The organism is Testudinibacter sp. P80/BLE/0925, assembly GCF_053570785.1.
Genome location: NZ_CM131636.1, coordinates 82731 through 104972 on the forward strand (window position 1 = coordinate 82731; position 22242 = coordinate 104972).

The 22242-nt window shown below is 46.5% G+C and carries 20 protein-coding genes, 1 tRNA gene and 2 pseudogenes; 12 read left to right on the forward strand and 11 right to left on the reverse strand.

All coding sequences use genetic code 11. The features are described from left to right. Positions 1-3: 3 nt before the first annotated feature. Positions 4-780, reverse strand: a complete 777-nt coding sequence (gene yaaA, locus ACWA5Z_RS00325) for a peroxide stress protein YaaA (protein ID WP_431053285.1) — start codon at positions 778-780, stop codon at positions 4-6. 84 nt (positions 781-864) lie between these two features. Next, positions 865-1539, reverse strand: a complete 675-nt coding sequence (gene ung, locus ACWA5Z_RS00330; protein ID WP_431053287.1) for a uracil-DNA glycosylase — start codon at positions 1537-1539, stop codon at positions 865-867. Between the two features lie 301 nt (positions 1540-1840). Here ung and grcA point away from each other — a divergent pair, with 301 nt between their 5' ends. Together grcA and ACWA5Z_RS00340 are read left to right on the forward strand one after the other, a co-directional pair. Continuing rightward, the gene (grcA, locus tag ACWA5Z_RS00335) at positions 1841-2224 is read left to right on the forward strand and encodes an autonomous glycyl radical cofactor GrcA (RefSeq protein ID WP_431053289.1); all 384 of its coding nucleotides are present in this window, start codon (positions 1841-1843) and stop codon (positions 2222-2224) included. 385 nt (positions 2225-2609) lie between these two features. Next, positions 2610-3584 (forward strand): TerC family protein, encoded by a 975-nt coding sequence (locus ACWA5Z_RS00340; RefSeq protein ID WP_431053291.1) that lies wholly within the window; start codon positions 2610-2612, stop codon positions 3582-3584. A 75-nt stretch (positions 3585-3659) separates the two neighbouring features. Here the strand turns inward: ACWA5Z_RS00340 and ACWA5Z_RS00345 are convergent, their stop codons facing one another. The 5 genes from ACWA5Z_RS00345 to metN all read right to left on the reverse strand — a co-directional run bounded on the left by ACWA5Z_RS00345 (position 3660) and on the right by metN (position 8783). Beyond that, positions 3660-4898, reverse strand: a complete 1239-nt coding sequence (locus ACWA5Z_RS00345) for a saccharopine dehydrogenase family protein (RefSeq protein ID WP_431053293.1) — start codon at positions 4896-4898, stop codon at positions 3660-3662. A 141-nt stretch (positions 4899-5039) separates the two neighbouring features. Continuing rightward, entirely contained in the window at positions 5040-6143 is a 1104-nt protein-coding gene (gene nspC / locus ACWA5Z_RS00350) for a carboxynorspermidine decarboxylase (RefSeq protein ID WP_431053295.1), read from the reverse strand. Between the two features lie 109 nt (positions 6144-6252). After that, entirely contained in the window at positions 6253-7053 is an 801-nt protein-coding gene (locus ACWA5Z_RS00355; protein ID WP_431053297.1) for a MetQ/NlpA family lipoprotein, read from the reverse strand. A gap of 37 nt (positions 7054-7090) precedes the next feature. Beyond that, a complete protein-coding gene (locus tag ACWA5Z_RS00360; protein WP_431053299.1) occupies positions 7091-7756 on the reverse strand; it encodes a methionine ABC transporter permease in 666 nt (221 codons plus the stop codon). Continuing rightward, positions 7749-8783, reverse strand: coding sequence for a methionine ABC transporter ATP-binding protein MetN (gene metN, locus ACWA5Z_RS00365; protein ID WP_431053301.1), 1035 nt, complete (start codon positions 8781-8783; stop codon positions 7749-7751). The genes ACWA5Z_RS00360 and metN overlap by 8 nt, the downstream gene beginning before the upstream one ends. A 239-nt stretch (positions 8784-9022) precedes the next feature. Here metN and gmhB point away from each other — a divergent pair, with 239 nt between their 5' ends. The 3 genes from gmhB (at position 9023) to arcA (ending at position 12234) form a co-directional block, all read left to right on the forward strand. Further along, positions 9023-9580: a D-glycero-beta-D-manno-heptose 1,7-bisphosphate 7-phosphatase gene (gene gmhB, locus ACWA5Z_RS00370; RefSeq protein ID WP_431053303.1), complete on the forward strand. Its 558-nt coding sequence runs from the start codon at positions 9023-9025 to the stop codon at positions 9578-9580. Between the two features lie 96 nt (positions 9581-9676). Continuing rightward, positions 9677-11266: a peptide chain release factor 3 gene (gene prfC / locus ACWA5Z_RS00375; RefSeq protein WP_431053305.1), complete on the forward strand. Its 1590-nt coding sequence runs from the start codon at positions 9677-9679 to the stop codon at positions 11264-11266. Positions 11267-11520: 254 nt separating this feature from the next. Continuing rightward, on the forward strand, positions 11521-12234 hold the full coding sequence (arcA, locus tag ACWA5Z_RS00380; protein WP_431053307.1) for a two-component system response regulator ArcA: 714 nt from the start codon (positions 11521-11523) through the stop codon (positions 12232-12234). A gap of 131 nt (positions 12235-12365) precedes the next feature. Here the strand turns inward: arcA and crr are convergent, their stop codons facing one another. The 4 genes from crr to rsgA form a co-directional block, all read right to left on the reverse strand. Continuing rightward, entirely contained in the window at positions 12366-12866 is a 501-nt protein-coding gene (crr, locus tag ACWA5Z_RS00385; RefSeq protein WP_431053309.1) for a PTS glucose transporter subunit IIA, read from the reverse strand. Between the two features lie 65 nt (positions 12867-12931). After that, positions 12932-14659, reverse strand: a complete 1728-nt coding sequence (gene ptsI / locus ACWA5Z_RS00390; protein WP_431053311.1) for a phosphoenolpyruvate-protein phosphotransferase PtsI — start codon at positions 14657-14659, stop codon at positions 12932-12934. A gap of 122 nt (positions 14660-14781) precedes the next feature. Continuing rightward, a complete protein-coding gene (ptsH, locus tag ACWA5Z_RS00395; protein WP_084255248.1) occupies positions 14782-15039 on the reverse strand; it encodes a phosphocarrier protein Hpr in 258 nt (85 codons plus the stop codon). A 317-nt stretch (positions 15040-15356) separates the two neighbouring features. Beyond that, positions 15357-16412 (reverse strand): small ribosomal subunit biogenesis GTPase RsgA, encoded by a 1056-nt coding sequence (gene rsgA, locus ACWA5Z_RS00400; RefSeq protein ID WP_431053313.1) that lies wholly within the window; start codon positions 16410-16412, stop codon positions 15357-15359. 83 nt (positions 16413-16495) lie between these two features. On the opposite strand from rsgA, the gene orn reads away from it, so the two are divergent. From orn to miaA, 7 genes and pseudogenes are all read left to right on the forward strand, one after another. Further along, positions 16496-17062: an oligoribonuclease gene (orn, locus tag ACWA5Z_RS00405; protein ID WP_431053315.1), complete on the forward strand. Its 567-nt coding sequence runs from the start codon at positions 16496-16498 to the stop codon at positions 17060-17062. Between the two features lie 118 nt (positions 17063-17180). Next, positions 17181-17256: transfer RNA gene (locus ACWA5Z_RS00410), tRNA-Gly, on the forward strand. A 154-nt stretch (positions 17257-17410) separates the two neighbouring features. Further along, positions 17411-17908, forward strand: a complete 498-nt coding sequence (gene tsaE, locus ACWA5Z_RS00415; RefSeq protein ID WP_431053317.1) for a tRNA (adenosine(37)-N6)-threonylcarbamoyltransferase complex ATPase subunit type 1 TsaE — start codon at positions 17411-17413, stop codon at positions 17906-17908. Between the two features lie 71 nt (positions 17909-17979). After that, positions 17980-18264 (forward strand): annotated as a pseudogene (locus ACWA5Z_RS00420) (AMIN domain-containing protein); the annotation flags it as partial. A gap of 225 nt (positions 18265-18489) precedes the next feature. Beyond that, a pseudogene (locus tag ACWA5Z_RS00425) lies at positions 18490-19407 on the forward strand (N-acetylmuramoyl-L-alanine amidase); the annotation flags it as partial. 8 nt (positions 19408-19415) lie between these two features. Next, positions 19416-21248: a DNA mismatch repair endonuclease MutL gene (gene mutL, locus ACWA5Z_RS00430; RefSeq protein WP_431053319.1), complete on the forward strand. Its 1833-nt coding sequence runs from the start codon at positions 19416-19418 to the stop codon at positions 21246-21248. After that, on the forward strand, positions 21245-22216 hold the full coding sequence (gene miaA / locus ACWA5Z_RS00435; protein ID WP_431053321.1) for a tRNA (adenosine(37)-N6)-dimethylallyltransferase MiaA: 972 nt from the start codon (positions 21245-21247) through the stop codon (positions 22214-22216). Before mutL ends, miaA begins: the two co-directional genes overlap by 4 nt. The last annotated feature ends 26 nt before the right edge of the window (positions 22217-22242 follow it).

A 22242-nucleotide genomic window follows, 5' to 3' on the forward strand; every position in this document is an offset into this window, starting at 1 on the left:
GGGTTAATCCTGTGAATCGCGTTTAAATACCAGTTCGTTGCCAGCGGAGGCGCTTTCGTCAAACCAATAACCGCCCAAATCAAAAGATTTCAGATCGTTCACCGTCGAAATGCGGTTTTGAATTAAATAACGGCACATCAAACCGCGCGCTTTTTTGGCATAAAAACTGATCACTTTATAGTTGCCGTTTTTATAATCGAGGAAAATCGGCTTGACAATCCGTGCCTGTAATTTTTGCGGCTGTACCGCTTTAAAATATTCGTCCGAAGCCAGATTGATTAAAACGTCATCGCCTTGTTGCTCAAGTGCGGTTTGCAATTGTGCGGTGATCACGCCGCCCCAAAAATCATACAGGTTTTTACCGTTCGGATTGGCAAGTTTGGTGCCCATTTCCAAACGGTACGGTTGCATTAAATCCAGCGGTTTCAACAAGCCGTATAGACCCGACAGCATGCGCAAATGTTGCTGTGCATAGCGCACTTCATCGGCACTCAGGCTGTCGGCATCCAAACCGGTATAAACATCGCCTTTAAAGGCGTAAATTGCGGCTTTGGCGTTGGTTGGGTTATGCGCCAATTGCCACTCGGCAAAACGTGCCGCATTCAGCCCCGCCAGCTTATCGCTGATATGCATGAGCGAGCCGATTTGTGCCGGGGTCAATGCACGGCACACCTCAATAAGTTGTTGGCTATATTGGGTTAATTCCGGTTGGGTAAAATCAAATGCGGGAATTTCAGACTGAAAATCCAAGGTTTTTGCCGGGGAAATAATCGCGAGCATAAGGCTTCCATAGATAATGACAAACAGGGTGCGATTATAACAGATTCGCACCGATTCTCTACCGCACTTTTATTATGGGTAATGCTATTTCAGCTGCAACGGCAAGCGCCAATCAATCGGCGTTTGTTGATGTTGTTGTAAATAAGCATTGGCTTTGGAAAAATGTTTACAGCCGAAGAAACCGCGATATGCCGACAACGGCGACGGATGCGGTGCGCTCAAAACCAAATGGCGTTGGCGGTCGATAAACTGCCCTTTTTTCTGCGCGTGGCTGCCCCACAGCAAAAAGACCAAATGGTCGCGATGTTGGTTCAGTTGCGCAATCACTTTATCGGTAAAGGTTTCCCAACCGAAATTGGCGTGCGAATGTGCCCGCCCCTGCTCCACCGTCAGCACAGTGTTGAGCAATAACACCCCTTGCTGCGCCCAGTGTTGCAGATAGCCGTGCGGCGGAATCTCAAAGCCCTCAATATCATCGGCCAGTTCTTTATACATATTGACCAACGACGGCGGCGGTGCAATGCCCGGTTTGACCGAAAACGCCAACCCATGCGCCTGATTGGCGCCGTGATAGGGATCTTGCCCTAAAATCACCACGTTGACTTGTTCAAATTCGGTTAAACGAAAAGCGGTAAACACTTCGTCATGCGGCGGATAGACCGTTTTACCGCTCTTTTTCGCATTTTCGACTTGTGCCAAAATAGTTAAAAAATAGGGTTGTTGCTTTTCCGCGCCGATCGCTTCTGTCCAGGTTTTCATTCGTCTTCCCTTACTGATTTGCTGTTTTGAAAATTATAGGCAAAGGCAGTCAAAAAACCTAGCCTTGATTTTAAAACCCGCCTTATTTTTGTTATTAAAATGTAATCAAAAAACAAGTATTAAGTTAAATTAAGCAGGCGTTCCGATGTTATTTTTTGACTTAAATCAAATATCCGATTTTATCAAAAAATAACCAGTTGTTCTGGGTCAATTATCCCCAAAAATATTTGAAAATTTAAACAAGGGTGATAAAATTCTGAGCAGTAAACTTAATCCGTCCACGATAATATTGGAGTCTATTATGATCAAAGGTATTCAAATTACACAAGCGGCAAACGACGCGTTATTAAACTCTTTCTGGTTATTGGACAGCGACAAAGGCGAAGCCCGTTGCTTATGTGCCAAAGGCGATTACACTGAAGACCAAATCGTTGCGATTAACGAATTAGGTCAAATCGAATACCGCGAATTGCCGGTTGATGTGGCGCCGACAGTCAAAGTGGAAGGCGGTCAACACTTGAACGTCAACGTATTGCGTCGCGAAACCTTGGAAGATGCGGTGAATAACCCTGAAAAATATCCGCAATTAACCATCCGTGTTTCCGGTTATGCCGTACGTTTCAACTCTCTGACTCCGGAACAACAACGCGACGTGATTGCGCGTACTTTTACCGAAAGCTTGTAATTTTTCTTTTAGCTTCACATTTTAAACGCACGGCAATATGGTCGTGCGTTTTGCATTTCTGACACCGATTTTAACTTGTATAAAATCCAAAATAGCTGATAATACTTAAAGTTGCCTAACGGCAGCTTTGAAATTGCTGACAAACTTACTTCTCTCCCTCCGCGTGCGGAGGGAGTACTATTTTTCGCAAGAAAAATGGGGAGGGAGGGATAATATGAAAATGCAACATATTCATTTTTAACATTCTTTATGCCTCCCTCCGTCCTTAGGACACCTCCCTCCGTATACAGAGGGAGGGAAATGATTAGAGAAAGAGACTTTGTCATCAGCCTGAAAGCTGCCGGACGGCAGCTTTTTTATCTTATCCGTTATTGTGGAGTTTTTTATGACGAATCCGTCACTGCCCGACATCGGCAGCCCGATATTTTATACCGTATTTTCAATTGTGGTTGCGATCATGCTGCTGATTGATCTATTCAGCCTGAAAAAGAGCGGGGTGCATAAAGTCAGCGTGAAAGAAGCGATGTGGTGGAGCGTGGTGTGGATCAGTGTTTCGGCGTTGTTTGCCTTATGGCTCTATTTTGAACTCGCCGGCAATCCGGCATTCGGCAGCAAAATTGCCGGTGAAAAAGTGATGGAATTTCTGACCGGTTACGTGTTGGAAAAATCGCTGTCGGTCGATAACTTATTCGTATTCCTGATGATCTTCAGCTATTTCAAAGTGCCGCCGCAATATCAGCATAAAGTGCTGTTGTATGGCGTACTCGGCGCGATTGTGATGCGTGCGGTGATGATCGGTATCGGTGCGATGTTAATCCGTGAATATGAGTGGATTTTATATATTTTCGGTGTATTCTTGATTTATAGCGGTTTCAAAATTTTCACTGCGAAAGAAGGCGGTGAAGGCGAAGATTTCTCCCGAAACTGGCTGCTCAACTGGCTGCGCCGCCATTTACGCCTCAGCAGTCAATTTGACGGCGAAAAGTTCCTGACCATCGAAAACGGCAAAAAGGTGTTTACGCCGTTGGTATTGGTGCTGATTATGGTCGAGCTGAGCGATGTGGTGTTTGCGGTCGATAGCATTCCGGCGGTCTTTGCCGTCACCACCGATCCCTTTATCGTGCTGACTTCGAATATTTTCGCCATTCTCGGTTTGCGTGCGATGTATTTCGTACTAGCGGACATTGCCGACCGTTTTGTCTATCTGAAATACGGATTGGCGGTGATCTTGATTTTTATCGGTATCAAAATGCTGTTGGTGATGGCGGGCATTCATTTGCCGATTGTGCTGTCGATGAGCTTTGTATTCCTGATTTTAATCCTGTCGGTTGTCTTGTCGCTACGCAAGAAAATGCTCTAATTCTCCGATAATAAGCTAAAAAACCGCACTTTGCCGTTCAAATGCAAAGTGCGGTATCTTCAGGCTATCCGTGCGTTAAAACGCTAATGCTCGGTCGCCGTTTTCGTCTTTAATCCGATTCGGCAAGCCCATTTGGTTCAACAGGTTAAGGAACGGTTTCGGATCCAGTTCCTCCACATTGACCATCTTCGCCACATCCCACACGCCTTGTGCCACTAGAATCGCAGCAGCAACCGGTGGTACGCCGGCGGTATAGGAAATGCCTTGGCTGCCCACTTCTTCATAGGCTTCTTTATGATCCGCCACGTTGTAGAGAAAGACTTCTTTTTCCTTACCGTCTTTCCGACCTTTGGCAAGCGTGCCGATACAGGTTTTACCGGTGTAATCCGGCGCCAGTGAAGAGGGATCAGGCAGAACCGCTTTCACCACTTTTAATGGGATCACTTCCAAGCCTTCTGCGGTGGTCACCGGCTGTTCCGACAATAAGCCTAAATTTTTCAGCACGGTAAATACATTAATATAATGATCGCCGAAACCCATCCAGAAACGGATATTCGGCACGTTTAAGTTTTGCGACAGCGAGTGAATTTCATCATGCCCTGTCATATACGAGGTTTGCTGGCCGACAACCGGCAGGTCGTCCGTCCGCTTGATTTCAAACATTCGGTTGCTGGTCCATTGGCTGTTTTGCCAACTCCAGACTTGCCCGGTAAATTCACGGAAATTGATTTCCGGATCAAAATTAGTGGCGAAATAACGCCCGTGGCTGCCGGCATTAATATCAATAATATCAATGCTGTCGGTTTGATCTAAGCACTCGTTGACCGCAACGGCGGCATAGGCATTCACCACGCCCGGATCAAAACCGACACCTAAAATAGCGGTAATCTTATTCTTTGCACAGATTTCACGGCGTTGCCATTCGTAATTATTGTACCACGGTGGGGTTTCACAAATTTTATGCGGTTCTTCGTGGATTGCGGTGTCAAGATAAGCTGCGCCGGTTTCGATACAGGCTTGCAGCACCGACATATTGAGAAATGCCGAACCGACGTTGATCACGATTTGTGCTTCTGTTTCTTTGATGATCGATTTGGTTGCTTCGATATTGAACGCATCAAGTTCAAAGCAGGCAATTTCAGCGGGAATTTTAAAGGCATTTTTTTCACGCACGCTGTTGGCGATGTCTTGGCATTTGCTAATGCCGCGTGAAGCAATGGCGATAGAACCTAAAATATCGTTGTGTTGGGCGCATTTATGTGCGACGACTTGAGCCACACCACCGGCACCGATAATTAAGATGTTTTTTTTCATGTTTGCATAATCCTCCTTAATGTCAGATTACCACCGCACTTTTGATTTCAAAGTGCGGTCATAACCGGCATGACGTTTAATCTTGCCAACTCGGCAAGACCTGATTGATTCGTTGAAACCACTTGCAATAACGCAAAACGGTTAAGACAAGCTGTCAACGTAATCGTCAAAATTGAATTGTTTGATTAATTTAATCTCACCATTCAATTCTTTCATGGCAATGGACGGCATATTGACGCCATTGAACCAATTCTTTTTCACCATGGTATAACCGGCGGCGTCGCAGAACGACAGGCGATCGCCGATTTTCAACGGTTGTTCAAACCGATATTCGCCGAAAATATCGCCGGCAAGACAAGATTTGCCACAGACCATATAGTGATAATCGCCCTGATTCGGCTGTAGCTTAGCGGTTTGGCGATAAATCAGCAAATCCAACATATGCGCTTCGATTGAGCTGTCGACAATCGCCAAATCTTTGCCGTTATGTAAGGTATCCAACACCGTCACTTCCAGACTGGTGCTGAGGGTGATCGCCGCTTCGCCCGGTTCTAAATACACCTGCACGCCGTATCGTTGGGCAAATTGTTTTAGGCGGTCGGCAAATTGATCGAGCGGATACCCTTCACTGGTAAAATGAATGCCGCCGCCCAAGCTGACCCAATCCACTTGCTGCAGAAGTTCGCCAAATTCGTTTTCGATATGCTTTAACATCTGATCAAATCGGTCAAAATCGCCGTTTTCACAGTTGTTGTGGAACATAAAACCGTTAATCAGCGGCAGTACGTCACGAATTTTATTGATGTCCCATTCGCCTAAACGGCTGTGCGGACGCGCCGGATCCGCCAAGATAAAATCAGAGGCGCTGACACGCGGATTGACGCGCAAACCGCGCTGAATATCTTGTGCTTGTTGAGAAAAACGCTGTAACTGGCTGATAGAATTGAAAATGATTTTATCCGCGTTGGCAACCACCTCGGCAATTTCCGCGTCGCTGTACGCCACGCTATAGGCATGGGTTTCGCCGCCGAATTTGCGCTGTCCCAATTTCACTTCATACAACGAAGACGAGGTTGTGCCGTCCATATACTGACGCATAAAATCAAACACGCCCCAGGTGGCAAAACATTTCAACGCCAACAAAGCTTTCGCCCCGGAACGCTCACGCAGATAGGCAATTTTCTGCATATTTTTCAGTAATTTGCTTTTATCAATCAGATAATACGGCGTGGCTAATTCAGTCATTTTTCTTTTCACATTCTATAAAAAAATCGGTTGATTAAGAGAAACTCTCAATCAACCTATTGATACTATTATATATTTACTTTACTCATTGTAGAGCGGATTAGGTTAATTACCAGCCCTTCACCACAGAGTCTTTAAACTCCGCTTTCGCTTTTTCATACACGGCTTCGGAATTATAAGCTTTGACAAAGTTTACCACATCTTGATCGTCTTTGTTGTCTTCGCGTGCCACAATGATATTCACATACGGCGAATCTTTGTCCTCCACGAAAATCGCGTCGGTGCTTGGGAACAAGCCTGCTTGTCCGGCATAAGTATTATTGATGACCGCTAAATCCACTTCCGGCAATACTTGTGGTAACAACGGTGCTTCTAATTCGCGAATTTTCAGTTTTTTCGGATTGTCAACGATATCAAGTGCGGTCGGGGTTAATCCCGTACCCTCTTTCAATTTCAGCAACCCTTGTGCTTGTAACAATAACAAGGCACGTCCGCCGTTAGTCGGATCATTTGGAATCGCCACGGTTGCCCCGTCTTTCAGTTCATCAAGTTTGCTGATTTTTTTAGAATATGCCGCAATCGGGTAAACGAAAGTATTACCGACAATCACCAACCCTTTCAAACCACGCGCTTCCACTTGCGCATCCAAATACGGTTTGTGTTGGAATGCGTTCGCATCAATCGATTTTTCTTCCAATGCCACGTTCGGAGTGACATAGTCGGTAAAGGGTACAAGTTCAACCTCTAAACCGAATTGATCTTTCGCCACTTGTTTTGCGACTTCGGCAACGGAGAATTCCGGACCGGTTTGAATGCCCACTTTAAGTTTGCCGTCTTTAGCCAATGCTGAACCGGAAAATGCAACAGCAGTAGCCAATGCGGTCAAGGTGAAAATATTTTTTAATTTCATGGTATTTTCCTTTTTCGTAAAGAGTAATGAATAAAACCTAACGGTGATCGACATAACGAACTAAGCGATCGCCGACAAATTGAATCAGTTGCACCAATGCCACCAAGATAACCACTACGGTGGTTAAAATTTCCGGTACATTGGTTTGATAGCCATAGCGAATCGCCACATCGCCCAAACCGCCGCCGCCGACAATGCCCGCCATCGCGGAATAGTTCACTAAGGTCACCAACGTGATCGTTATTCCATTGATCAACGCCGGCAGCGCCTCAGGCAATAAAAATTTGCTGATGATTTGTAAATCGGTGGCGCCCATGGCTCGTGCGGCTTCGGTCAGCCCTGCGGGAATCTCTAACAGCGCGCCTTCGACCAAACGCGCCACAAACGGAATCGCCGCTACGGTTAACGGCACAACCGCCGCCGTAGTACCAATCGACGAGCCGACCAAGGCACGGGTGAACGGAATAATCCAGAACAGCAAAATCACAAACGGGATCGCCCGTCCGATATTGACCGCCATGCTGATACTCCGATATAACTTCGGATTTTGCTTAATTTCGCCCGGACGGGTGATAAATAACAACACACCAAGCGGAATAGCAAAAAGTGCAGCCAACAATCCAGAAGCAAATACCATATATAACGTTTCGCCGGTCGCATTCAAAATCATCTGCCACACTTGTGGTGTTAAACGATCAAACATAGCCTAACACCTCTACCCGGACATTGTGTTCCATCAAATAAATTTTCGCCTCGGTAATCGCGTCTTCCGGCCCTTCCACCTCGGCAATAGTGAAGCCAAATTTCACCCCGCCGATATAATCAATCTGTGAGACTAAAATACTCAAATCCACACCGAATTTTTTCGAAGTTTGCGACAATAACGGGGCGTCAACCGAGCGCCCGGTAAATTCAAATTTGATAATCGGATAAGAATTCGCTCCTTTTGGCGACGGCGAGAGTTGTTCCATATACTGCTTCGGCAAATTAATTCGAAACGTGGATTGAATGAAGCTTTTTGCCAGTTCGGTTTTCGGGTTGGAGAACACTTCGCTCACACTTCCCGATTCAACTAACTGCCCTTTATCAATCACCACCACTTGATGACAGATTTGCTTCACCACTTCCATTTCGTGAGTAATTAACAGTATGGTTAAACCCAATTTTTGGTTGATTTCTTGCAACAGGCTTAAAATCGACTGTGTGGTTGCCGGATCGAGTGCGCTGGTCGCTTCGTCGCATAACAGCACTTTCGGCTCGGAAGCCAACGCGCGCGCAATCGCCACCCGCTGTTTTTGCCCGCCGGACAGATTACTCGGATAAACGTTTTTCTTGTCGCTTAGACCGACCAGTTCTAATAACTCGTCCACCCGCCGGGTGACCGCACTTTGATCACTGCCGTTCAATTCTAACGGCAACGCCACGTTGCCAAATACCGTGCGGTTACTTAACAGGTTAAAATGCTGGAAAATCATGCCGATATGACGGCGCGCCTCGACTAACTGCGCGGTATTCATCGCGGTCAATTCCTGCCCGTCGACAAACACCTGCCCACTGGTCGGTTGCTCCAGCAAGTTGGCGCAACGGATCAGCGTGCTTTTGCCCGCCCCCGACGCACCGATCACGCCACAGATCTGCCCCTTTGGGATCACCAGATTGACGTTATCAAGTGCGGTCAGCTTTTTGCCGTTCGCCTCAAAAATTTTGTTAATGTTTTTTAGCTTAATCATGTAAGCCCTTTGTGATTGAAGTCATAAATTACCTCGCTATTTTAGACGTCCAGATTGCCATGTCAACCGCTAGTTGCCCCTTTTTTATAGCAACTCGTTATAAGCTAGACACTTTACTGCATTTTATTCAATAAAAGTACGCTATTCCCGCATTTCAGTACGATTATGCGCTATAATCGCCGCCAATAAACGGGCGATTCCGCTCCGCCACTATACTACACTAAAGACTAAAGGTTCTTATGCAAAAAGCCATTTTTCTCGATCGCGACGGCACCCTCAATGTCGATCACGGTTATGTCCACCAAATCGATCAATTTGAATTTATCAACGGCAGTATTGAAGCCTTGTTGGAACTCAAACAAATGGGCTATTTATTGGTGTTGGTCACCAATCAATCCGGCATTGCGCGCGGCTATTTCAGCGAAGATCAATTTCTGCAACTGACCGAGTGGTTCGATTGGTCACTGGCGGATCGCGGCGTGGATTTCGACGGCATTTATTATTGCCCCCACCTGCCGGACGGACAGGGCGAATATCGCCAAGATTGCGACTGCCGCAAACCGAAACCGGGCATGTTGTTGCAAGCCTCTAGCGAGCTGAAGATTGATCTTAACCGCTCTTTTATGGTCGGCGACAAAATCGAGGATCTGATGGCGGGCAACGCTGCCGGTGTAGCCCATACTATTTTAGTCCGCAGCGGAAAAACGGTGACTGCCGAAGGCGAAAAATTGGCAGAGGCGGTGTTGGATTCGGTGGCGGAGTTACCGGATTATATTAAGCGCCATATAAAAAAATAAACTAAATACCGCCAATTCGCGTGTAAGATTGAATTTGCCCTTTATATAAGCGACAATACGCGCCGATAAAAATATTAACCCGAGATAAAATTACCAATGTCAGTCAACCAATATCCACAACAAATTGATAAACGCCGCACTTTCGCGATTATTTCCCACCCCGATGCCGGTAAAACCACGATTACGGAAAAAGTGTTGCTGTACGGTGAAGCGATTCAAACCGCCGGTACGGTCAAAGGGCGCGGCTCGAGCCAACACGCCAAATCCGACTGGATGGAAATGGAAAAACAACGCGGGATTTCGATCACCACCTCGGTAATGCAATTTCCGTATCGCGATTGCTTGGTCAATTTGTTGGATACCCCGGGACACGAAGACTTCTCGGAAGATACCTACCGCACGTTGACCGCAGTGGACAGCTGTTTGATGGTAATCGATTCCGCCAAAGGGGTTGAGGAACGCACGATTAAACTGATGGAAGTCACCCGTTTGCGCGACACGCCGATTTTGACCTTTATGAATAAACTCGACCGCGATATTCGTGATCCGATGGAACTGTTAGACGAAGTGGAAAACGTATTGAATATCCATTGTGCGCCGATCACCTGGCCTATCGGTTGCGGTAAATTATTTAAAGGCGTTTATCATCTCTACAATGACGAAACCTACCTCTATCAAACCGGGCAAGGACACACCATCCAAGAAGTGCGGGTGATTAAGGGGTTGGATAATCCGGAATTAGACAGCACGGTCGGCGATGATTTGGCGCAACAATTACGTGACGAACTGGAATTGGTGCAAGGTGCCTCCAATCCGTTTGAACTGGACGCCTTTTTGCAAGGGCAACTGACGCCGGTCTTCTTCGGCACCGCACTTGGCAACTTTGGCGTCGATCATATGTTGGACGGCTTGACCCAATGGGCACCCCGCCCGCAAGCGCGCCACTCCGATTTGCGCGATGTCTCTCCGGCGGAAGAAAAACTGACGGGCTTTGTATTTAAAATTCAAGCGAACATGGATCCGAAACACCGTGACCGTGTTGCCTTTATGCGTATCGTGTCGGGCAAATATGAAAAAGGTATGAAAATGCACCACGTCCGAATTGGTAAAGATGTGGTGATTTCCGACGCGCTCACGTTTATGGCGGGCGACCGGACTCATGCCGAAGAAGCCTATGCCGGCGATATTATCGGCTTGCACAATCACGGCACAATTCAAATCGGCGATACTTTCACTCAGGGTGAAAAGCTGAAATTCAGCGGCATTCCGAATTTCGCCCCGGAACTGTTCCGCCGTATCCGCTTGCGCGATCCGCTGAAACAAAAGCAGCTGTTAAAAGGCTTGGTGCAGCTTTCGGAAGAGGGCGCAGTGCAGGTGTTCCGTCCGCTCACCAACAACGATCTGATTGTCGGCGCGGTCGGGGTGTTGCAGTTTGATGTGGTGGTTGCACGTCTGAAAAGCGAATATAACGTGGAAGCGATTTACGAAACGGTCAATGTCACCACCGCGCGCTGGGTTGAATGCGACGACGTGAAAAAATTCGAAGAATTTAAACGCAAAAACGAGCAGAATTTAGCCTTGGACGGCAGCGATAACTTAACTTACATTGCTCCGACTATGGTCAATTTAAACTTGGCGCATGAACGTTATCCGGATGTGAAATTTTTTAAAACAAAAGAACATTAATACGACACTTAAACAATGTAAAAAGCATTTTTTCACATTATTTTTAGCCTATCGCACTAAAAACTCCCTCTAAAGGATGACCTAAGTCAAAGTTTAGAACAGAATTATGCTTTTTTTCGTATTCTTTATGTTATAGTTAGGTTGCAATTCTGCAATGAATATTTTATTTGTTTATTAAAAGTAAAATTAATTGCCATGAAAACCAATATAATAATGGTGATTTATAACCCTGTGATTTTATAGGTAAAAGATAAATGCGTATTCCTAAAATTCTTATCGTCGAAGATGAAGCCGTTACCAGAAATACTCTAAAAAACATTTTTGAGGCGGAAGGTTACGAAGTGATGGAAGCTTCTGACGGTAATAAAATGCATAGTATTCTGTCCAGCACCAGCGTCAATCTGGTGGTGATGGATATTAATTTACCCGGCAAAAATGGCTTAATGCTGGCACGCGAATTGCGTGAAACCGCCAATACCGCGCTGATGTTCTTAACCGGACGCGATAATGAAGTGGATAAAATTTTGGGACTGGAAATCGGTGCCGACGACTATATCACCAAACCGTTTAATCCAAGAGAATTGGCAATTCGTGCCAGAAATCTGTTGCAACGCACCATGTCCGAAAAAGAACAACCGATTTCGCACGAACACGTGGAACAATACCGTTTCAACGGTTGGGCGCTGGATATTAACAGCCGCACCTTGATTTCGCCGGAAGGGGAAAGCAATAAGTTACCCCGCAGCGAATTCCGTGCGTTGCTGCATTTCTGTGAAAATCCGGGGAAAATCCAAACCCGTGATGATTTACTGAAAAAAATGACCGGGCGCGAGTTGAAACCACATGATAGAACCGTTGACGTCACCATTCGCCGCATTCGCAAACATTTTGAGTCGCACCCGGATACGCCGGAAATCATCGCAACTATCCACGGGGAAGGTTATCGTTTTTGCGGTGAACTCGAATAAACCACACTGAACCGCACTTTTAACCGGAAAATAAAAATATTTTCCGGTTTTATTTTATCTACTAGGCGAGGCATAGTAGACAAAAACAAAAACCAGACTGTAGGTCTGGTTTTTAAAGCATGAAGAAAATTTTATTTTTTCAGTTTCAAAATCACGGTTTCGCCTAATACAACCGGGCCGCTGGCTTTTTCAATACTGCTGATTTCATCCATGTTGGAGATCACCACCGGCGTCAACACTGATTTTGCTTTGGCTTCTAATACTGCCAAATCAAATTCAATGATGGTATCGCCTTTTTTCACATCTTGCCCCTCTTCGGCAATACGAGTGAAACCTTCGCCTTTTAATTCTACGGTATCAATCCCGAAGTGCACGAAAAGCTCAACGCCTTCTTTGGATTCCATTGAGAATGCGTGGTTGGTTTCGAAAATTTTACCAATCACGCCGTCGATTGGGGCGACAATTTTATTACCGGTAGGACGAATTGCGATCCCGTCACCAACGATTTTTTCCGAAAAAACAACGTCCGGCACATCTTCAATGTTGACAATTTCACCGGATAATGGCGCATAAATTTCAACTTCCGCACCTTTATTGTCTTTTGAACCAAATAGTTTATCAAATAAACCCATTTTAAATCTCCTCATTAATCCATCAAAAATCTCTGTTATGTTACCCGAAATTTTTTAATTTGTATCTAGTTTAAACCGTTTTCGGTTAAAAAAGCCGAAATTTTCGCTTGAATATCCGCCGCAGTCGGTTGTTGCAACACCTCGTTTGCCAAGTTTTGTACGTCCGCATAGTTCACATTACGAATCAATTTTTTGATCCGCGGCACTGAAATCGCGCTCATACTGAATTCATCCAGCCCCATGCCGAGCAACAATAACGTGGCGTGTTCATCCCCGGCTAACTCGCCGCACATCCCGGTCCATTTGCCTTCCGCGTGCGACGCATCGATCACTTGTTTAATCAGGCTCAACACCGACGGAGTCATCGGATTATACAGGTGTGAAATCAATTCATTACCACGATCAACCGCCAAGGTGTATTGGGTCAAGTCATTGGTGCCGATACTGAAGAAATCCACTTCTTTCGCCAAGAATTTGGCATTCACCGCCGCAGACGGCGTTTCCACCATCACGCCGATTTGAATATTTTCGTCAAAGGCTTTGCCTTCGTTGCGCAACGCTTGTTTTAATTCCGTAACCACCGCTTTCAGCGTACGAATTTCCTCCACCGAAATAATCATCGGGAACATTATCGCCAGTTTGCCAAATGCGGAAGCCCGCAAGACCGCTCTTAGCTGATCATTCAGGATTTCACGTTTGTCTAAAGCAATACGAATCGCACGCCAGCCTAGGAATGGATTCATTTCTTTCGGTAAATTCAAATACGGCAACTCTTTGTCGCCACCAATATCCATCGTGCGCAACACCACCAATTTACCGTCCATCGCCTCAACCACTTCTTTATAGGCTTGGAATTGTTCTTCTTCGCTCGGCAACTGATCACGATCCATAAACAGGAATTCGGTACGATAGAGACCAACGCCTTCCGCGCCGTTACGGTGTGCGCCTTCCACATCGCGGATAGTGCCAATGTTCGCCACCACTTCGACGTTATGCCCGTCTAAGGTCACCGCCGGTAAATCTTTCAGTTTTGCCAGTTCGGCTTTTTCTTCCGCCAATTGCTGTTGCAAGCCGATAATACGGTTTAACTCTTCTTGTGACGGATTGATGAAAATCTCATTATTGACCGCATCCAAAATCAAGGTGTCGCCGCTGACGATCAGTTTGGTTGCCACATTGGTGCCGACGATCGCCGGTAACTCCAAAGAACGCGCCATGATTGAGGTGTGTGAGGTGCGCCCGCCGATGTCGGTGATAAAACCCAGCACTTTGTCTAGATTTAATTGTGCCGTTTCAGACGGGGTCAAATCATTCGCAATCAGAATGACTTCTTCGTTGATTTCCCCCAGATCAACAATATTCATACCCAAAATATTTTTGATTAAACGGTTACCAATATCGCGGATATCGCCCGCTCTTTCTTTCAGATATTCATCATCGATTTCAGACAGCATGGTCACTTGCTGATCAACCACGGAACCGGCGGCAAAATCGGCGGTCACCAAATCATCACGGATCAGGGCCAGAATTTCGTCTTCCAGCTCTTCATCTTCCAGAATCATCAAGTGCCCGTCAAAAATGGCACCTTTTTCTTCACCTAATGTTCTGGTGGCTTTCTCTTTAATCGCGGTTAACTGCTCGACCGCTTTTTCACGCCCGTCATAGAAACGCTGAATTTCAGCCTCAACCTGAGATGCAGCGATGGATTTTGTATTTAAAACAATCTCTTCTTCTTTCAGAACCAGTGCCTTACCGAAGACAATCCCTGGTGACGCTAAAATACCTGAAATCATAATAAAACCTTTGTTGAATAAAAATAGTGAAGCGAATAGAGCTCTATTCGCTTTAGCTTGCTTAAATTATAACCTGTCTTGACAGGCAATAACCACCGACAATCGAATCAGCTTAAATTGATTTATTCTAAAGTCGGGATCAGCGCAACCAAATGCTCAACCGCTTTTTCTTCGTCTTCGCCTTCGGCACTGATGGTGATGACGGTGCCTTGCACCAAACCTAAGGTTTGCAATTTGAACAAGCTTTTCGCACTGGAGCTTTTACCGTTGGAAGTTACTGTAATATCGGAGGCAAACGCTTTTGCTTCTTTGACAAACTGTGCAGCCGGGCGAGTATGTAAGCCATTTGGAGCAGTAATGGTAACGTCTTTTGAGTACATAAGTAATTTCCTTATTTATCTGAGTAACACTGAATATAAATCAATATGATTCATAGCAAATCACGGCGCCCCTAGTTCAATACGGGCACAACCCTGATTATCACAATTTTTTAATAATTATTTTACCGACTAAAATAATTATTTGGGTTAGTATCAATATTCCGCCTAAATAATCAAGGCATAACTGGAAAAAATATGATGTATCGCACAGTTTTTAATTAAAAAAGTTTATTTTTTAACCGCATCTTACATTTTATGAGCGGATTTGACATTTGCCTATCACGGTTTTGCACCACGGTTTCATGCCCTAACGCAAATTAATTTGTAACAAAATGCCGTTGCGCCTTATTTTCGTCCAACGCCAGAATCAGGCGGTGGTAATTTTCAAAACGTAGCGGGTGAATTTTGCCCTGCTCCACTGCCTCACGCAACACACAGCCCGGATCGTCCAGATGTTTGCAATCGCGGAATTTACAGCCGCCAAGATAGTCCTGAAATTCACGGTAACCATTGGTAATGGTGGTCGCGTCCAAATGCCATACGCCAAACTCACGGATACCGGGCGAATCAATCACTTCGCCGCCGTCGGTTAAGCGAATCAAACGGGAAACCGTTGTAGTATGTTGCCCTAAACCGGAATTTTCACTGACAGCGCCGATCTGCAATGCCAAGTGCGGTTGCAACGCATTGAGTAAACTGGATTTCCCCACCCCGGATTGTCCGACGAAAATCGAACAGCCATCACGCAACATGTCGGCTAACTGCCGCATATTTTCGCCACTATAAGAAGAAACCATCAGCACGCGGTAACCCAAAGTGCGGTAAATATCAAACAGTTGCTCGGCTTCGCTACGCTCTTCCGCTGTACATAAATCAATTTTGTTCAAGAGCAAAATCGGCTCAATCCCCAAACTTTCACACACCACCAAATAACGATCGATAATATTGGCGGAAAAGTGCGGTAACATCGCCGAAACCACAAAAATTTGATCGATATTCGCCGCAATCGGTTTAATCCCGTCATAATAATCCGGACGGGAAAGCACATTTTTACGCTCCTGCACCGCTTCCACCACGCCGCTGATCCCTTGCAATTGCTGATGTCCGGCACGCCACAACACCCGATCACCAACCACCAAATTACTTAAGGTGCGGCGCAAGTTACAGCGAAATACCTCGCCTACGCTGTTTTCAATATCGGCATGCAGCGCATAACGGGAAATCACCCTTCCGCTTTGCATTTCGCCCAACATGTCATCCTGCCATTCAATCTCACGCGTTTCTTTTTTCCGCTGCTGATAATGACTTAACGTTTTCTGTTGGTTAGATTGAATTCGGCGCTTCTGATTTTTTGTTAACTTTTGCTTACTCAAAAAATTTCCTTACTCCCGCTGGTTTTTACGCTAAAATAGCGCGTAAATGAGATAATTTTTGAACGACTAGGATACCGCATATTATGCCATTCGATAAACAAAATCTGATCTGGATTGATCTTGAAATGACCGGTTTGGATCCGGAAAAAGAGCGAATCATTGAAATCGCCACCATTGTCACCGATAAAGATCTGAATATACTTGCCGAAGGACCGGTGCTTGCCGTTCACCAGCCGGACAGTTTACTCAACGCCATGAGCGAATGGTGCAGCAAAACCCATACCGCCAACGGCTTAGTTTCGCGCGTTAAAGAAAGCAAATTAAGCGAACGTGCCGCCGAATTGCGCACCTTGGATTTTCTGAAAAAATGGGTGCCGAAAAACAGCTCGCCGATTTGCGGCAACAGCGTGGCGCAAGATAAGCGCTTTTTGTTCAAATATATGCCGGAATTAGCCGACTATTTTCACTACCGCTATCTCGATGTCAGCAGCGTGAAAGAACTGGCAAGCCGCTGGAAACCGGAAATTTTAGACGGTTTTAAAAAACAGAATACCCATTTGGCGCTCGATGACATCCGGGAATCGATTGCCGAACTCGCTTATTACCGCGAACATTTTATTGATTTGAACAAAAATACGTCGCAAAGCTAAAAATCATACGCTTTTTGCTGTCATTTTCGACAATCAAACTTTTTTTTATTATTTGGGGTTGCAGGCAAAAAAAATTTTTGTATAATGCACCCCACTGATTACGTCAGACCATTCAAATGCGGGAATAGCTCAGTTGGTAGAGCACAACCTTGCCAAGGTTGGGGTCGCGAGTTCGAGTCTCGTTTCCCGCTCCAAATTCTCAAACCTTATCGTTTACCTAGTTTATCTCTTTTTATTGCACTATAAAGTGCGGTTTCTATGCAGATAAAACCGTGCATTCACAGCAAAATTCCTCTATCATTAGCGCCTGATTTTAGTTTGGATATTCCGTTTATATTAAGTTGAATTATGTCGCCACTAGCAACATCTCCATATCAAATCCAATTTGAAAACGAAGCGCAATTGCTCGCCTTTGCCGCACGTCTGAGCGCGCTTTTGATCAAATATAATGCAATGGAACAAAAACAGGGCTTTGTTGTCTATTTATATGGTGGTTTAGGTGCGGGCAAAACCACGTTTAGCCGCGGTATAATTCAGGCGCTGGGGCATAACGGTAATGTCAAAAGTCCGACTTATACTTTAGTCGAAGAATACCCTCTGCCGACCTTGAATGTTTACCACTTTGATCTGTATCGCCTCGCCGATCCGGAAGAATTGGCGTTTATGGGCATTCGTGATTATTTTCAATCCGGCAGCTTGGCATTATTGGAATGGGCGGAGCGCGGGCAAGGCATGATTCCTGCGGCGGACATAACCATTCAACTCAACTATTTAGCACAAGGACGTGAGCTGCAACTCACGGCGCACAGCGAAATGGGTGAACGCATTGCGGCACAATTGCACTAACGCAACCAAGCGCACGCAGCAGCATAACCGAATTTATATTTAACTGTTTTGATTTGACGAAAGACGCCAGAATGAAAAAATTTGCTTTGTTTATCACTTACTTTTTGACACTTTTACTCGGCTTTATCAGTTTTTCCGCCAACGCGGGCACCCTGACCGCACTGAATGTGAAAAATGAAAACAAAAAAACGCAAATCGAGTTTTCTTTTTCGCTCGCCACCAAATACAGCTATTTTGCCTTGCAAAATCCGGAACGCTTGGTGATTGACTTTGCCAACAGCCAAGCTCACGCCAAGTTGTTGCCGAGAAAGATTAACGACAGTGTCGTGGCCAATCTGCGCACCAGCAACCCGCCCCGTTCCACTACCCTGCGGGTGGTATTAGAACTCAAACAAAAAAGCGGTTTTAAATTCCACAATAACGGTAAAAAAATTACACTGATGGTCGATAATGCCGCCGGTCAAACCGCAGCAACAAAAACCGGCACTAGCGCAGCAAAAGTGGCGAAAGAGACGGTTAAAACCGCCACCACCACGAAAAATCAAGCAACGGCTGCCAGAAGCAACGCCGCCCGTACCGGCGTGTTAGTCATCGCAATTGATGCCGGCCATGGCGGCAAAGATCCCGGTGCAATCGGCACCGGTTTAGGCTTGCGTGAAAAAGTGGTTACCCTGCAAATTGCTAAAGAATTAAAAGCCCTATTGGATAAAGATCACCGTTTCAAAAGTGTATTGACCCGCACCGGCGATTACTATATTTCGGTGCCGAACCGCTCGGAAATTGCGCGGAAGAACAAAGCCAATTATTTAATCTCCATCCATGCCGACTCCAACGGATCACCGTCGCTACGCGGCGCCTCGGTTTGGGTGCTGTCAAATAAACGTGCCAGCAGCGAAATGGGGCGTTGGTTGGAAGATCATGAAAAACAATCGGAATTATTGGGCGGCGCCGGTAATGTTTTGGCGTCGCACGATGAAAAATATTTGAACCAAACCGTATTGGATCTGCAATTCGGGCATTCGCAACGCGCCGGTTATCAGTTAGGGCAAGCCATTCTGAAACGCTTCGGCAGCTTTGCCAAATTGAGCAAAAACGTGCCGCAACACGCCAGCCTCGGGGTATTGCGTTCGCCGGATATTCCGTCGGTGTTGGTGGAAACCGGTTTCCTTTCTAATCATGAAGAAGAAAGCAAACTGGCAACCGCCGCTTACCGCCGCCAAATCGCCAATGCCATTTATCGCGGTTTGATTGATTATTACAACACAAGCGGTGAGGCAAGTGCGGTCGCCGGCCGGGCGGGCAACACGGCTAAAAGCAATAAAGCCGGCGGCAAAGCAAGTAATAAGGCGAGCAGCACCCCGCAATTCCACACCGTGAAAGCGGGAGAAAGTCTGGGCGGAATCTCAATTAAATACAATATCAAAATTCGTGAATTACAGCGTTTAAATAAGTTGAAAAACGACAATGTCCGTATCGGACAAAAAATTAAATTACGGGATTAAACAGCATGCCGATTCAAATTCTTTCGCCACAACTGACTAACCAGATTGCCGCCGGTGAGGTGGTGGAACGTCCTGCGTCGGTGGTGAAAGAACTGGTGGAAAACAGCCTTGACGCCGGAGCGGACGACATTCAGATTGACATCGAGCGAGGCGGTGCAGGCTTAATCCGCATTCGTGATAACGGTTTTGGCATTCCGAAAGCGGAGTTAGCTCTCGCTTTATCACGCCACGCCACCAGTAAAATCAGCACGTTAGAAGATTTAGAAGCGATTTTAAGCCTCGGTTTCCGTGGCGAAGCCCTTGCCAGTATCAGCTCGGTCTCACGCCTGACCCTGACCTCCAAACCGCCGCAACAAACCGAAGCCTGGCAGGTATTCGCACAGGGACGCGAGATGGAAACCACCATTCAGCCGGCGGCACATCCTGTCGGCACCACGGTCGAAGTGGCGAATCTGTTTTTCAATACGCCGGCACGACGCAAATTTTTGCGCACCGAAAAAACCGAATTCAGCCATATTGACGAAGTGGTGCGTCGCATTGCGTTGGTCAAATCACAAGCGGCTTTCACCTTAACCCACAACGGCAAAATCGTACGCCAATACCGTAAAGCCGGCAGTCCGCAGCAAAAACTGAAACGCTTGGCTGCGATTTGCGGACAAGATTTTGTCGAAAATGCATTGGAAATCAACTGGCAGCACAACGATTTGCACCTCTACGGCTGGGTCGCCAACACCCGTTTTTTACGTGCGCAAAACGATCTGAATTACAGTTATGTCAACGGGCGTATGATGCGCGATAAAACCATCAACCATGCGGTGCGTCAAGCCTATGGCGATAACATTCACAGCGAGGCGTTTCCGGCATTCGTGTTGTTTATCGATCTTGATCCGACACAGGTTGATGTCAATGTACATCCGGCAAAACACGAAGTGCGGTTTCACCAAAGTCGTTTAATACATGACTTTATCTATCAGGGCGTACTGAATGCGTTGGCAACGGCCGATAACTTAGATTTTATCGAAACGGAAATGCAATCGCCACTAGCCCCTAATCGTGCCGCAGCGGGGGAAAATATTTTTGCGCCGGCACCAAGCGCAAGTGCGGTCAGTGCAAGTTCAAACCGCACTTCGGCGAGTGATCATGCGCCGCGGGATTTTTCAGAACGCCCGGCTTATCGCCCGGCAGAAGGCAAGGCATATCATCAGTTGCTGCAACCTGCAACCGTGAGCTATTCGACGTTGAATCCAAATCCTATGCCAATCCAAGAGCCCGCGCCGTCATGGGAAATTCAGCAAAATCCGCACTTGCGCCTGTTAACCTTGCTGGCGGACGAGCAACTGTTATTATTGCAACGGCAGCAACGGCTCTATTTTGTGCAAGTGCCGGCGTTGCAACGCTGCAAATTAACGCAAGAACTACAACAAGAAAAAATCCCTCATCAGCCGCTACTGATTCCGTTGGTGTTGCATTTAGATCAGATCCAAGCCGAACATTGGACGCAACGGCAACCGCACTTTGCCCGTTGCGGCTTTGAAATCACGCTGTATCAACAGCACGGCAAAAGCCGCTTAACCGTGAGTGCCGTGCCGTCAGTGTTGCGCCAGCAAAATCTGCAAGCCTGTCTGGTCGGCTTGCTCAATCAGAGTAACCTGAGTAAATTTAACGATTTCCTCACGCACTTAATCAACAATTTAACCTTGCCGCCACTGCAAACCTTAGCCGATGCCAATGCCGAATTCGCGCGTTTAGAGCAGCTGCTCGACAGCGAATCGGCGCAATTTAAACAACTCTTGCTGCCATTGGATCTACAGCCTTATCGATTAGGAAATACCCTATGAGCAACCGCAAACCTTTGGCTGTTTTCCTCATGGGACCGACCGCCTCCGGTAAAACCGACTTGGCGATTCAGTTGCGCCAACAGTTGCCGTTCGAGGTGATTAGTGTCGATTCGGCATTGATTTACCGTGGCATGGATATCGGCACCGCCAAACCGAACCCGGCGGAATTAGCTTTAGCGCCACATCGCTTAATCGACATTAAAGATCCGGCGGAAAGTTATTCTGCCGCCGATTTCCGTCATGACGCACTGCGCGAAATGCAATCGATCACTCAACAGGGTAAAATTCCGTTGTTGGTCGGCGGCACTATGTTGTATTACAAAGCCTTACTTGAGGGGTTATCACCGTTGCCGTCGGCAGATGACAAAGTGCGGTCTGAAATTGAAGCGGTTGCCGCCGAAAAAGGCTGGGCATATCTGCACCAACAACTGCAACAAGTTGATCCGATTGCAGCCGCACGGATCCACCCCAATGATCCGCAGCGGATTAACCGCGCCTTGGAAGTGTATTATATCAGTGGCAAAAGCATGACCGAACTGACGGCAATCCAAGGCGAAGCCCTGCCCTATCGGATTATGCAATTTGCGATTGCGCCGCAAGATCGTGCGGTATTACATCAGCGCATTGAACAACGCTTTCATAATATGATCATGCAAGGCTTTGAACAGGAAGTGCGGTCGCTCTATCAACGTGGCGATCTGCATCCGGATCTTCCCTCCATTCGGTGCGTCGGCTACCGTCAAATGTGGGAATATTTGCGCGGCGATTATGATCATGCCGACATGATCTATCGTGGCATTTGCGCCACCCGCCAACTGGCAAAACGGCAAATAACCTGGCTAAGGGGCTGGAAATCGGAGATTCACTGGCTGGACAGTTTGGCAATTCCGCAAGCAAAACAAAAAATTATGCAAATTTTGCAAGAAAGCGGCTCCGCCCTCTTGCAGACGGGTGACTTTCGGAAATAAAGTTGCTATATTGAAATAGAGGGACA

Coding starts and splice junctions, on each gene's coding strand:
- ACWA5Z_RS00340 (WP_431053291.1), top strand. CDS start 2,610: ATGACGAATCCGTCACTGCCCGACATCGGCAGCCCGATATTTTATACC.
- prfC (WP_431053305.1), top strand. CDS start 9,677: ATGTCAGTCAACCAATATCCACAACAAATTGATAAACGCCGCACTTTC.
- grcA (WP_431053289.1), top strand. CDS start 1,841: ATGATCAAAGGTATTCAAATTACACAAGCGGCAAACGACGCGTTATTA.
- gmhB (WP_431053303.1), top strand. CDS start 9,023: ATGCAAAAAGCCATTTTTCTCGATCGCGACGGCACCCTCAATGTCGAT.
- ACWA5Z_RS00360 (WP_431053299.1), bottom strand. CDS start 7,756: ATGTTTGATCGTTTAACACCACAAGTGTGGCAGATGATTTTGAATGCG.
- arcA (WP_431053307.1), top strand. CDS start 11,521: ATGCGTATTCCTAAAATTCTTATCGTCGAAGATGAAGCCGTTACCAGA.
- yaaA (WP_431053285.1), bottom strand. CDS start 780: ATGCTCGCGATTATTTCCCCGGCAAAAACCTTGGATTTTCAGTCTGAA.
- miaA (WP_431053321.1), top strand. CDS start 21,245: ATGAGCAACCGCAAACCTTTGGCTGTTTTCCTCATGGGACCGACCGCC.
- crr (WP_431053309.1), bottom strand. CDS start 12,866: ATGGGTTTATTTGATAAACTATTTGGTTCAAAAGACAATAAAGGTGCG.
- tsaE (WP_431053317.1), top strand. CDS start 17,411: ATGTCGCCACTAGCAACATCTCCATATCAAATCCAATTTGAAAACGAA.
- mutL (WP_431053319.1), top strand. CDS start 19,416: ATGCCGATTCAAATTCTTTCGCCACAACTGACTAACCAGATTGCCGCC.
- nspC (WP_431053295.1), bottom strand. CDS start 6,143: ATGACTGAATTAGCCACGCCGTATTATCTGATTGATAAAAGCAAATTA.
- ung (WP_431053287.1), bottom strand. CDS start 1,539: ATGAAAACCTGGACAGAAGCGATCGGCGCGGAAAAGCAACAACCCTAT.
- ACWA5Z_RS00345 (WP_431053293.1), bottom strand. CDS start 4,898: ATGAAAAAAAACATCTTAATTATCGGTGCCGGTGGTGTGGCTCAAGTC.
- ptsI (WP_431053311.1), bottom strand. CDS start 14,659: ATGATTTCAGGTATTTTAGCGTCACCAGGGATTGTCTTCGGTAAGGCA.
- ptsH (WP_084255248.1), bottom strand. CDS start 15,039: ATGTACTCAAAAGACGTTACCATTACTGCTCCAAATGGCTTACATACT.
- metN (WP_431053301.1), bottom strand. CDS start 8,783: ATGATTAAGCTAAAAAACATTAACAAAATTTTTGAGGCGAACGGCAAA.
- orn (WP_431053315.1), top strand. CDS start 16,496: ATGCCATTCGATAAACAAAATCTGATCTGGATTGATCTTGAAATGACC.
- ACWA5Z_RS00355 (WP_431053297.1), bottom strand. CDS start 7,053: ATGAAATTAAAAAATATTTTCACCTTGACCGCATTGGCTACTGCTGTT.